This window comes from Desulfovulcanus ferrireducens (assembly GCF_018704065.1).
GTDB lineage: Bacteria > Desulfobacterota > Desulfovibrionia > Desulfovibrionales > Desulfonatronovibrionaceae > Desulfovulcanus > Desulfovulcanus ferrireducens.
Map to the genome: position 1 here is coordinate 1 of NZ_JAGUQP010000029.1, position 12,204 is coordinate 12,204.

Here is a 12,204-nt window from a genome sequence, read left to right on the forward strand (position 1 = left end):
AACAGGTCCAGGTCTTTGTACCAGCATGAAAAAAACCAGGACTAGAATAAACCATGGAAATTAAGTTGATAAAAAAGGTTGGCCACAGGCTCTTTTAACATTTAAGGCCATTGCCTTTGCCAATTATTACCATTATGCTTTATGGGCAAGCCAAAATTGGTATAATAAAAGGGTGCTAAGCTGCTAAAAATTTAAGTTTGAACAACTATAAACTGGTTCTCTATTTTCGACTGACAATGAACAAAAATTTTTAACAATTAAGATACAAAAGTTCTGGATATAAGGAAACGATCATGGATTATGAACTCAATCTAACCACGACTGCCGAGACCATTGGCTTTTATGCCTGCGAACCCAAAAGTGACGCCCCCCTGGATAAATGCCTGACCTATCTGGTTCAGCACCCAATGGATACATTTATGCGGTCGTTTATTTTGCGCAAATTGGGTGGCTTATCTGCCGTGGATGTCCAGACTCTTTTTGAACAATTTGCTCCTCTCCCTTTGCCTTTGCAGGCCTTGGCTTTTGAACTCTGCCTTTTATCAACAAAATTTGAAAACCTTGCACATTTCTTTAAGAACAGTTCCCAAAAAGAACTCCAAAAACATACCCCCTTGATAATCTCTCGTGTTTTTACCCAGAAAGACCATAAGCTCCATCAACAATGGATACAAATTTTCACCCGAAACATCCTTGAGCATAAAGAACTTCCTTTAATGGAAGAGACAAACCTCCCTGAGCCCATTTCTGCATCGTCTTCTACGGTCAGAACTCTGGTCACCCTGGAGCAAGTGCACTCACAACTCAGTAATCTAAATATCGCGTCCTCGCCCTTGCCTTCCATTTACGATCTGGCGAACTATGCCCTTGCCAGTCTTAAAAAATGCCAGGCTTTAGCAAGTATCGAAATGCGCCATGAAAATTCTCTAAGCCCCATAGGCCTGTTTAGAAGATGGTCTTTTGAACGTCAGATAAAGACCAAAAAACTCTCCTATACGCTCCAAGGCATCCAGACCAGTTTTGGCCGAGGTTTCAACATGGACCAGGCTCGGGTGGGACTGTACATGGAAATGGTGGAAAGATTCTCTTCTTTTGCAAGCATTTCCTCTGATCAAATCATGGACCTGACAGGTCCTGACCAGGTTTACCTGGGCTCATACTCTGAACTCCGGGAAAAGGGATTTAATTGCCTGGACCCAAACGAACTTTGCCTGGATTTTAAATACCAGGACGAAGTCTTGCACTGGATGCAGGGAGAAAAGGTTATACAACCCGGACAGACAGAACCGGCCCTGGTTCCAATACAACTGGTATACCTTTTCGCCAATTTAGATGAAATAGACCTCTTTGACGGGCTTGGCTCAACTGGCCTGGCTGCCGGGGCAACCATTACCCAAGCCAAATTGGCTGGTTTGTTAGAAGTACTAGAAAGGGATAGCGAGGTACTGGGTTTTTATGAACCGCAAAAATGTTTTCGTTTAAATGTAAGGCAAGGCCCCGTGGCGAAACTTTTGGCCAGACTAAGCCAACAGGGAATCTATGTTATTTTTCAGGACTTAACCAATGAAATGGGACTTCCTTGTTATAAAGCCTTTGTGCAAAGCGAGGATGGCAAGATCATCAAAGGTACCGGCGCTCATTTAAACGGAGAAAAGGCCGTTGTCTCTGCCCTGACAGAAGTTCCCCATCCATTCCCCAACGGCCCGAAAACCAAACCCTGGCCTAGAGAACTGCCAGAAAAAGAATTGCAGGATTTGCCTGATTATTCCCTGGGGAGTGTTGAAGCAGACCTTTACCAAATTGAATCACTGCTTACAAAAAACAACTATTTCCCCATTTATGTGCACTTGACCCGCAAGGATTTAGGCTTGCCCGTAATCAGGGCCATTGTCCCAGGCTTGGAGCTACTGGCGGATTTTGATGACACAACTAGGATTAGACCAAGGCTCTGGGAGAGATATAAGAAGATGGGAAGCTGGGAAGATGGGTAGATGAGAGGATGAGTAGATGGGTAGATGAGGATGGGTAAAGGATAATCAATACCCCTTGCCTGGATTCATGATGTTGTAGGGATCAAAGACTTTTTTTATCTGCCGCATGGCCATCAAAACTTCTGGCTCAACCTGCCAGGAGATAAACGGAGCTTTAGTCAGGCCAATGCCATGCTCGCCAGATAGGGTTCCGCCAAGGCCAAGCACTATTCTCAAAATCTCTTTTTTTGCCTTTTGGGCATTTGCTGCTTCCTGGTCATCACCAACGTCATACATAATATTGGTATGGATATTACCGTCGCCAATGTGCCCAAAAGTAAGTATGGGAAGCCCATATTTTTGCCCGACCTGTTTTATCCTTTCCATGGCCTCCTTAATCTTTCCCCTGGGTACGGTAATATCCTCACTCATCTTGGTAGGTCTAAGTTTAAACGAAGCCGGGTTAATAAGCCGGCGTAGTTCCCATAACTCTTCTTCCTCTTTGCCCAAGCCTTTTAGGCGGACACTGGCTTGAGCACATATTTTTTCCAGCTCAACCAAATTTTGTTTCACTCCCTGTTCATGGCCATCAAGCTTAATCAATAAAACCGCATTTGTACCCTTTGGCCAGGGCACAGGAGCAATATCTTCAATGCACTTTAGAACCAGGTCAGGCATAATTTCCAGAGCTGTTGGCAGGATGCCGGCCTGAAAAATCTGTTGCACAGTATCCAGGGCCTGGTCCAAATCTGAAAAGCCAACCAAAAAAGAAGCTGTAAATGGAGGTTTGGGCAAAACTTTTAAATAAATCCTGGTAAATACCCCAAGGGTCCCTTCTGAGCCAATAAAAAGCCTGGTCAAATCGAGACCGACCACATTTTTGTGACAACGACTTCCCAAGTTCAGGAGCTTGCCTCCGGGCAAAACCACCTCAAGCCCCAGGACATAGTCTCTGGTCACCCCATATTTTAAAGCACGCATCCCCCCGGCATTGGTGGAGACATTGCCGCCAATAGTTGAGATACGCACGCTGGCAGGATCCGGAGGATAGAATAGTCCCTTTGCAGCCAGAGCCTTTTGCAACTCATAAGTAATCACCCCTGGCTCGACCACAGCCACAAAATCCTGTTCGTCAAGATCCAAGATCCGGTTTAGCTTGAGCAGGGACAAAACTATTCCCCCACCCCTGGGCACACAGGCCCCAACCATGTTGGTGGCTCTGGCCCGGGGGAAGACAGGAATCCTTTCTTTTTGGGCAAAATATAAAAAATCCCGAACCTGCTCCGGACTTTTGGGCCGAACCACAGCCCAGGGCATATCCAACATCCTACTGGAGTCAGTACCAAAAATTAGTTTTTGTTCAGGAGTTAAAAGCAGGTCTTCGGGGGGGAAAATTGATTTAAGGTTCTTGATCTGGGTTCTTTTTAAAAATTGTTTGCAACTCACATCTGAAACTCTACAAGGGAAGTTAGGAAGATAAGAAGATACGAGGAAGACAGGAAGCCTGTAGCCTGAAAATTGGCAAAAAATTCACCAAGCTTCTTATCTTCTAAGCTTCTTAACTCCAGGTTATTTATATTTAGCCAACTCCCGCGCTGTATCCCGGGCAATAGCTCTTTTTTTCAACTCTTCTCGCTGATCATAAAGCTTGCGCCCTTTGGCCAAAGCCAGTTCCACCTTAACTTTGCCATTTTTAAAATACATTTTGACCGGAATTATGGTCAGTCCCTTCTGCTCTATTTTACCCATTAAATTCTTGATTTCTCTTTTATGCAGAAGAAGTTTACGTGGCCTTTCCGGGTCATGCTGAGCATAGCCGGCATTCTCATAAGGAGCAATATGCACACCAACCAGATAGGCCTCTCCCCTCTCAAAGCGAACGTGACCATCTTTAAAACCAACCCTGCCAGCGCGCAATGATTTAACTTCAGAACCAGTAAGGACTATCCCTGCTTCAATAAAATCCAGGAGCTCATATTCTCGTCTGGCCTTTTTATTCTGGCCAATAATCTTTATTCCGCCTTTTTTAGTCATCTTTGTAGCTCGTTGTTAACATTTAACATCTAGCATTTAGTATCTAGGGTTACGATTCGGCTGACTGCTAAATGCTAACCTCAAAAGAGTCTGTGGCCAAACCCTATATTAGTCACTGGTTGAAAGTCTTGGTTTATGAAATGCATTACAAACGGCTTGGGTAACCCAATCTTAACGAAGCTTGTGGAAAAACAGAGCATCGGGACGAATGGACTAAATATTTTGCGATACTGACCATAACTATCTAAAATTTATGAGCGATTTTTTTCCAGTTCAAACTTTGAGATTGCTTCGCTACACTTTGTTCCACTCGCAATGACAGCAGCGAGTTCGTCATTGCGAGGGCAGCGAAGCTGTCCGTGGCAATCTCATCACCCATTGAGTGAAAATCGCTCAACTTAGTATAATTAAAAGACTATTTGTTTACCCAAAATATCCAATTATGCTCTGTCCGCAAGCAAGTTTTAGTTGGGTCCAAGTCTTTGGACCAGCATGAAAGAAACCAAGACTGAAATAAACCTTGGAAATTAAGTTGATAAAAAGGTTTGGCCACAGACTCAAAACTCTATTCATCAATAAGCGATGTATAGAACATTAATTCTTCAGGGAACCGGTTATAAATCATTTCACGGACCAATTTATTACTCCGGGCCACTGTATCACTGTCTATGACCTGCTTCAATAATTGTTTACATTCTTCCATGGTTGCCCGGCGGATTATGCGCTTAATACCAGGTATAGCCTGGGGGTTAAGGCTCAAAGAGTCCACCTGCATGCCCATTAAAATAGGGACACAAAAGGGGTCTGCTGCAACTTCCCCACATAGACTGACCTCTATCCCGGCTTCATGAGCTGCGTCCACCACAAGCTTGATGCTGCGTAAGATTGCCGGGTGCAACGGCTGATAAAGATAAGATACATGCTTATTAGTCCGGTCTATCCCCAGAGAGTACTGAATCAAATCGTTGGTCCCAATACTAAAAAAATCCACCTCTTTGGCCAATATATCCGCTATGAGTACAGAGCCTGGGACTTCAATCATTATCCCCATAGGCATGTGCTCGTTAAAGGGAACATTTTCTTTTCTTAACTCCTCCTGTACCTCGAAGTAAAATTCCTTTACTTCCTGCAACTCCTGCAGACCGGATATCAGTGGAAACATGATCGAGATATTGCCCACGACACTGGCACGCAAAATAGCCCTTAGTTGCGCTTTAAATAATTGCCTGTGTTTCAGGCAGAAGCGAATTGCTCTGAGCCCCAGGGCCGGATTGGCCTCTTCTAGTGACCCAAAGTGTTTTGCAATTTTGTCTGCGCCCATATCCAAGGTTCGGATGATCACCTTTCGCGGATGCATAATGTCAGCCAGATCACGATATTCCTCAAACAATTCCTCTTCCGTAGGCAGAGTCTCCCGGTTCAGGTAACTGTACTCGGTTCGGTAAAGACCTATACCTTCACCTCCATGATCAATAACAGCGGCCACTTCTTCAAACAATTCAATATTGGCCAGAACCTGAACCTGGTAACCATCGATAGTCTCAGCAGGCAGATGGCAACATTTGCTAATTAAGGATTGATAGGCCTCGAACTGGTATTTAATGTCTGCAAATTCAGCCAGTTCTTCTTCACTAGGGCCAACTATAATCCGGCCATGAAAACCATCGAGAATAATAAGTTGGCCATCTTCTATATCCTCCTCAAGACCCTCCACTCCTACCACAGCGGGGATCTGTAACGATCTGGCCATGATTCCGGCATGGGACGTTTTTCCACCCATTGTCGTGGCAAAGGCCATAATCTTATCCACCTGCAAAGCAATTGTATCAGCCGGTGAAAGGTCGTGGGCCAGGAGGATAACCCGCTGCGAAATAGCCCCGATATCTTTGGTTTTACCACGCAAGGCGTCCTGAACCCGATCAGCCACTAAACGGACATCTTGGATACGCTGGCGTATATATTCATCATCAATACGACTAAAGGCCTTGCCAATATCTGCCACAGTCTTTTCGAGAGCCCACTCAGCATTGATCATCTTATCCTGAATATATCTTAAAGCCCCCTGTTTAAAATTCTCATCTTTTAAAATCATCAGATGGGAATCAATAATGGCCGCATGCTCTTTAAGTTCACTCGGAATCTTCTGTCGAATCTCATCCAGCTCCTGCAGGGCAGCCTCAAAAGCAGTAAGCAAGCGTTCTTTCTCATTAGGCACATCGCCTGCGGAAATGCTCATCCTTGGTAATGATGCCTTAGAGCCTCTGTTCAAGAAAAAGGCCTTGCCAATGGCGACTCCCGATGAAACCGGTATGCCGGACAATACCTTCTTGGCCATTTTATTTCTCTTCTCCAAATCTTTGCGCAAAGAGTTGACTTAAATGAGTAACCGCCTCACTGGCATCCTCGCCTTTAGCCCACAAAGTGAGCGTGCTGCCACAAGGTGCAGCCAGAGTCAGGATATCTAAAATACTCTTGGCATCCACTTCTCTATCCCCAAAACTTACTTTGATCATGGCTGCAAATTTTTGGGCCTCCTGCGCCAATTTGGCTGCAGGCCTTGCGTGTAACCCAAGTTCGTTTAGGACTTTCACTTCCGTAGAAAAATGTTCCTTATTTGCCATTTTTACCTCAATTAAGTAGATGTACCAGACTCTGATAAAACTCTACTATCCAGGACCAAAATAATACACCTAAGAACATTAGCCAGGCTAAAAATTCACGGCTACATAAAAATTTACTGAAAATTAAAGCCAAAACCCCCACAGACAAAACTAACGTGTTAAACTGAAGCCAATTAACTGGTTTTGGCCAGATTATAAACCATATTATGAGCAGCAAAAGAGCATTTACGGTTTTAAATACTCTTCCCAGGTTGATTAAATCCCAGCTTTTAAGTCGACCCAAAAAGTCCAGCCCTTCGGAAAACCCTTTATAAAAGGTATAAATTTTAAAAAATTGCAAGCCGACAAACCATAAAATACCCCAAACAACAGCCACTCTGGTAAGCCCACAAAACAAAAATAAAATTGTAGACAATGACCAGGTAATCAAAAGGCTGCCGCCAAAAAAAGAATCCCCTATGGCCGAAAGTGTATAAACCATAGTAGATTTTACCTTGGGCAGCGTGTTGGCTGGCAGAAGTCCTCGGGCAATCTTATTTTCCAAGTACAAAAAAATACCCACCAAAAGTGGGGCCCAGAATGGATGTGAGTTATATAGCTTTAAATATCTCTTTCTTGCCTTTAAAAGCCTCTTCTGGTCAGGATAAAGTATCCGCAGTCCAGGGTCCAAAGCATATATAAGTCCAATATTTTGCAGCCCCCTGGTATTAAAGGCACTGCCAATCAGGTAGGTTCGCCAAAAACATTGGCCTAAAGTCTTTACATCTAGATTTGGCATTTCTAACTCATAACTGATTGAGTTTTCAGAAAGGCTAAAAGGTTAAGAGGCAAATTCACCTTTTTACCTTTTCACCTTTAGACCTCGAACTTTGGACTAATTTATAAATCTCTTTTCCCGACCAACCCTTTACCATGCCTGACACTTTGTGCACAATCTCTCTGGCCCTCAGGCCCTTTTGCCTGTTCTGTTCAATCAAATCCAGCACATCTTCCAGGCTTGTTTTTGTCTTTCCTGACCCCGGGCCAATTATGGCGGTTATCTCTCCTTTTAATCTCTCCTCATCCAACTCAATCTTATCCAGGGTACCAAAGATAAATTCTTCGAATTTTTTGGTCAACTCTCTGGCCAAGCAAAACTGCCGCGGCCCTAAGACTTCATATGCCACTTGCAATGAAGAAATTATTCTGTTTTTGCGCTCAAAAAAAACTATAGTGGAGGGGACATGCTCCCAGATTTGAAAAGTTTTTTTTATCTCCCCTTTCTTTCTGGGCAGAAATCCTATGAAAGTAAAAGGATAAGGAGGCAGACCGCAAGCCATGAGTGCTGCTATAGGAGCACAAGGACCGGGTACAGGACTGACATTAAAACCATGCTCCCGACAAGTACTCACCAGCTTGTAACCCGGATCAGAGATAAGGGGAGTGCCGGCATCAGAGATCAAAGCCACATCGCTGCCTTGGGCCAATTTATCTAAGACCAGACCAATTCTACTCTGCTCATTGTGCTCGTGAAGACTTAGCACGTTCTTGCCCAGGACACCGATTTTCTGAAGAAGAGACCTTGCGCGCCGTGTATCTTCAGCCAGGATCAAGTCACTTTTATTGAGTGTTTCAATGGCCCGAGGAGAAAAGTCACCAAGGTTGCCAAGAGGAGTGGCTACTACCCATAGTGTAGATGAACTCGAAAGCGTTTTGCACATGCTCTATATCCGCGCTATTTTTTTCCACTATCACACATATCAAATCAAAACGGCACCTTTGATCCCAAAGATCATTTCTACTCAAATACAGGCTAGCTGCCTTCAATAGTCTTTTCTGTTTAAGTTCGGGCAAGGCTTCGCACGGGTGAACCATCCCTGAAGCCGACCTTGTCTTTACTTCAACAAAGACAATTATCTTCTTGTGCCGACACACCAAGTCAAGCTCTCCAAATTTACATTCCCAGTTCCTATCCAAAATTTTATACTTCTTTTTGCGTAAATAAGATGCCGCCAGCTCTTCTCCGCTCTGGCCAAGACTTAAATGTTTGGCAAGCACAATCTTTTCTCTTCTCGGTGTCTCAGCACACCCTTAAAAGTTTTTCTATGTATGGGGGAAGGTCCCAGCCGTTTAATGGCCAAACGATGCTCTTTGGTTCCATAACCTTTATGCTTGGCAAATCCATAACCAGGATAACGCCTGTCTAAATGAAACATTAAATGATCGCGAAATGTCTTGGCCAGAATCGAAGCCGCGGATATGCTTGGCACCTGTGCATCTCCACCCACTATGGCTTTTTGAGCAACATCCAAAGGTATGGTTTGGTTGCCATCTATAAGGAGGAAACCGGGGGGTCGCTTTAAATTTTTAACGGCCCGTGTCATGGCCACAAGTGTAGCCTGCAGAATATTGATTCGATCAATCTCTTTAGGCCAAGCAAGACCAACGGCCCAGGCTTTGGCCTGGGCCTTGATCTCTACAGCAATTTTTTCGCGTTTTTGAGGGCTTAGCTTTTTGGAATCGTTAAGTCCGGGGAGAAAAAAATTGTCAGGCAGGATTACAGCGGCAGCAACAACAGGTCCGGCCAAACAACCACGACCTGCTTCATCAACGCCGGCTATATGTTCTGATGAAATCCTCAAGGGGACCAAGGCATTCACATATCCCCTCAGACTAGCTTAATTCCAAGTTTCTTTACTCTTAATACGAGCGGCTTTACCTTTCAGTCCACGCAAGTAGTAGATTCTACCCTGCCGTACCTTTCCTTCGCTGACCACTTCAATGCGCTCGATAAAAGGAGAATGCATGGGGAATACTCTCTCTACCCCAATACCATCTGAAATTTTGCGGACCACAAAAGTAGCGTTAGTTGTTCCTCGATTTACTCTAAGTACTATCCCCTGAAATACTTGAATTCTCTCTTTTTCACCCTCGATAATACGCACATGTACCCTCACAGTATCGCCTGCCTTGAACTTCGGCAGATCCATACGCATTTGTTCTCTTTCAATCTGTTGCAAAACGTTCATTGCTCCAATCTCCTTATATTATAACCTAAGTTCTTTCACGCAAAATAATCACCTAAAATACGATCGACATATATAGAAGCGGCTGAGCGCACTGACAGATGATTGTAATCGCTTAAATAAGCAATAGGCCTGAGCGTGCTACCAGCCTCATTCATCACCTCGGAACTCAAACCAGACCCAGTTCCGAAAACCAACAAAACCGGCTCCTGTTCCAGAAGCTTACGAACATCTTCGCAGGCAAGATGCCCCACTTCCCTTGCACTGGTGACTATTATCTTCGGCCTGTGACCTGTCTTCTCGGCAATATCCGACACCGCATCCTGTAGATATGAGCAGATAGTTATGGTTTCCAGCGCCTTAGCTCGATCCGGATTTGCCTCTCCTCCTGGCCCTGAAACCCAGTGCTTAATCAACCTCGCAGCTAATTGCTGCTGATCCTTTAATGGCGTACAAATATAATATCCACCAAGGCCAAAAGTGCGAGAAACTCGTGCAATATCGTGAATGTCAAGATTTGTCAAAGATGTTGTTCCAATCTGACCATTTTTATTCAGGACAGGATAATGGACCAGGGCAAGATAAAGATTCCTGCCCAGACGTATCCTTTCTAAATCTTTCAAATAACTAATGTCTGTCCCGGACAACTTTACTCTATCCAAAAGTTCGGGCCTTAAGTTTATTGTCTCTTCAAGAGCCTTACGCCTTCTCCACAGAGCGATCTCTTTATGGTTTCCGGATAAAAGCACATCCGGAACCTTATAACCCTGGAATACTTCCGGTCTGGTATAATGTGGATGTTCCAAAAGACCGGTAGCAAAACTCTCGTCAGTAAAAGACTCTTCTTTGCCCATAAAGCCAGGTATGAGGCGGGAAATGGATTCGACCAGACACAGGGCCGCGCTTTCCCCGCCATTCAAGACAAAGTCGCCAACAGACACGGGCTCTAAGTCGTACAAGTTTTCGATTCTGGCATCAATGCCCTCATAACGCCCGCATATAAAGGCAACCTCGCTTTCCAAAGCCAGGCTCTTAGCCATATCCTGGTTAAAGGGTTTTCCCTTGGGCGAAAGGAGAATCTTGCGGCACGTCCTGGGTAGAGTTTCTATGGCCCTGCTCAACGGTTCAAGCATCATGACCATGCCTGGCCCTCCCCCATAAGGACGATCGTCCACGATTCTGTGCCTGTCTTGAGTAAAATCCCTGGGATTTATAAATGAAAAGTTAATAAGCCCTTTATCTTGAGCCTTGGCAAGCAGTCCACATCTCAAAGGGGACTGAAAAAATTCGGGAAAAATAGAAAGAATATAAAAATGCATTTCAAACCAATTCAACCAATATAGATATCCAGCAATCCTTCGGGTGGATTAATGACTATCTTCTTCAGCTCCAGGTCAACTTCCTGAACAAATTCCTCATTTGCAGGAAACAAAACCTCTTTTGCATCTTCGGTCATAATTACCCAGACTTCATTTCCACTGTGGACCTGAACATCTTTTAAAACGCCCAGATAAGCACCGTCTGATAAATAAATCCGGCAGTCCAGCAGTTCATATAGATAGATCTCATCATCCTCCTTTGGAGGAAGATCCTTTTCTCTAACCAGGACTTCAGCCCCCCGCCATTCTTCAGCTTGGCTTCGACCTACAATATTTTCAAAAAAAACAAGCATCTTGTTCTGGTGAGGTCGCCACGAGATGAGCCTGAAGGGCTTAGGCTTCTGTCCCTCCTTTTGCAAGTACAGCCGCGTAATGCCTTCCAAAAAGAAAGGGGAGTCTGCATAACAGGCAATGCAAAGCTCCCCTTTGAGTCCATGCGGCTTCAAAACCTTCCCACACAAAACAAGGTTTTTGGAAGCCATGGGTTATTTTCTTTATTCCAATATTTCCAGAACAGCACGCTTTTGGGCCTTAGTTGAGGCAGCGCCCAGAATGGTGCGCATAGCTCTGGCAGTGCGTCCTTGTTTGCCGATCACCTTACCTAAATCTTCTTTAGCTACCTTGAGTTCAATGACAGAAGTCTGTTCCCCTTCGATTTCAGACACAGATACGGCATCTGGATTGTCCACTAAAGACTTGGCAATGTACTCGATCAAATCCTTCAACATAAGCACCTCCGTTAGCTACAGTTCTAAATTGATTTTCCGGACCTGTTGAAAACAAACGCTGACTTAGCAGCTATCGGCCCCACAACTAGAAACCCACTTTTTTAAGCAAAGAGCGGACAGTGTCAGAGGGCTTGGCCCCCCTTTCCATCCACATCTTAACTTTTTCTTGATCGATTTTGATCTCTGGTGGTTCAGTCATTGGGTTATAGTACCCCAGGTAATCCAAAGCCCGACCATCACGCCTAGTCTCACTGTTCAAAGCCACTATGCGATAAAATGGTCTTTTCTTGGATCCCATTCTCGTCAATCTCAATCTCAAAGCCATTCTTTTCAACCCCCATCTAATTTTTATTGAGTAGTTAAGCGGTAAGCGTCAAGCAGCTAAATATTATTTCTCTATACATTGATTGCACGTTAATCGACAACTCACCCTCTCAACTTCAAATATAAACAAGTTGTCTTTTTGT

The 12,204-nt window shown here is 44.4% G+C and carries 14 protein-coding genes; 1 reads left to right on the forward strand and 13 read right to left on the reverse strand.

Going from position 1 to position 12,204, the window contains the following annotated elements; genetic code table 11:
• Window positions 1-293: 293 nt before the first annotated feature.
• Window positions 294-1,991 carry a YcaO-like family protein gene (locus tag KFV02_RS09755; RefSeq protein ID WP_252381364.1) on the forward strand — a complete coding sequence of 566 codons (1,698 nt, stop codon included), beginning with the start codon at window positions 294-296 and terminating at the stop codon, window positions 1,989-1,991.
• A 45-nt stretch (window positions 1,992-2,036) separates the two neighbouring features.
• On the opposite strand, the gene KFV02_RS09760 is transcribed toward KFV02_RS09755, so the two are convergent.
• The 13 genes from KFV02_RS09760 to rpsP form a co-directional block, all read right to left on the reverse strand.
• Entirely contained in the window at window positions 2,037-3,416 is a 1,380-nt protein-coding gene (locus tag KFV02_RS09760; RefSeq protein ID WP_252381365.1) for an FAD-binding oxidoreductase, read from the reverse strand.
• 123 nt (window positions 3,417-3,539) lie between these two features.
• On the reverse strand, window positions 3,540-4,004 hold the full coding sequence (smpB, locus tag KFV02_RS09765) for an SsrA-binding protein SmpB (RefSeq protein WP_252381366.1): 465 nt from the start codon (window positions 4,002-4,004) through the stop codon (window positions 3,540-3,542).
• A 565-nt stretch (window positions 4,005-4,569) separates the two neighbouring features.
• Entirely contained in the window at window positions 4,570-6,339 is a 1,770-nt protein-coding gene (gene ptsP / locus KFV02_RS09770) for a phosphoenolpyruvate--protein phosphotransferase (protein ID WP_252381367.1), read from the reverse strand.
• Between the two features lies 1 nt (window position 6,340).
• Entirely contained in the window at window positions 6,341-6,625 is a 285-nt protein-coding gene (locus KFV02_RS09775) for an HPr family phosphocarrier protein (protein ID WP_252381368.1), read from the reverse strand.
• Between the two features lie 7 nt (window positions 6,626-6,632).
• The gene (locus tag KFV02_RS09780) at window positions 6,633-7,403 is read right to left on the reverse strand and encodes a PTS system mannose/fructose/sorbose family transporter subunit IID (protein WP_252381369.1); all 771 of its coding nucleotides are present in this window, start codon (window positions 7,401-7,403) and stop codon (window positions 6,633-6,635) included.
• A gap of 55 nt (window positions 7,404-7,458) precedes the next feature.
• Window positions 7,459-8,325: a 16S rRNA (cytidine(1402)-2'-O)-methyltransferase gene (gene rsmI / locus KFV02_RS09785; protein ID WP_252381370.1), complete on the reverse strand. Its 867-nt coding sequence runs from the start codon at window positions 8,323-8,325 to the stop codon at window positions 7,459-7,461.
• Window positions 8,258-8,662 (reverse strand): YraN family protein, encoded by a 405-nt coding sequence (locus KFV02_RS09790; RefSeq protein WP_252381371.1) that lies wholly within the window; start codon window positions 8,660-8,662, stop codon window positions 8,258-8,260. Before KFV02_RS09790 ends, rsmI begins: the two co-directional genes overlap by 68 nt.
• Complete coding sequence (rnhB, locus tag KFV02_RS09795) at window positions 8,644-9,264, reverse strand: ribonuclease HII (protein ID WP_252381372.1); 621 nt, start codon at window positions 9,262-9,264, stop codon at window positions 8,644-8,646. The genes KFV02_RS09790 and rnhB overlap by 19 nt, the downstream gene beginning before the upstream one ends.
• An 18-nt stretch (window positions 9,265-9,282) precedes the next feature.
• Entirely contained in the window at window positions 9,283-9,633 is a 351-nt protein-coding gene (gene rplS, locus KFV02_RS09800) for a 50S ribosomal protein L19 (RefSeq protein ID WP_252381373.1), read from the reverse strand.
• A gap of 35 nt (window positions 9,634-9,668) precedes the next feature.
• Window positions 9,669-10,949 carry a tRNA (guanosine(37)-N1)-methyltransferase TrmD gene (gene trmD / locus KFV02_RS09805; protein WP_252381374.1) on the reverse strand — a complete coding sequence of 427 codons (1,281 nt, stop codon included), beginning with the start codon at window positions 10,947-10,949 and terminating at the stop codon, window positions 9,669-9,671.
• An 11-nt stretch (window positions 10,950-10,960) separates the two neighbouring features.
• On the reverse strand, window positions 10,961-11,491 hold the full coding sequence (rimM, locus tag KFV02_RS09810; protein ID WP_252381375.1) for a ribosome maturation factor RimM: 531 nt from the start codon (window positions 11,489-11,491) through the stop codon (window positions 10,961-10,963).
• A 12-nt stretch (window positions 11,492-11,503) separates the two neighbouring features.
• On the reverse strand, window positions 11,504-11,737 hold the full coding sequence (locus KFV02_RS09815) for a KH domain-containing protein (RefSeq protein WP_252381376.1): 234 nt from the start codon (window positions 11,735-11,737) through the stop codon (window positions 11,504-11,506).
• Window positions 11,738-11,822: 85 nt separating this feature from the next.
• A complete protein-coding gene (gene rpsP, locus KFV02_RS09820) occupies window positions 11,823-12,062 on the reverse strand; it encodes a 30S ribosomal protein S16 (protein ID WP_252381377.1) in 240 nt (79 codons plus the stop codon).
• Window positions 12,063-12,204 lie beyond the last annotated feature (142 nt).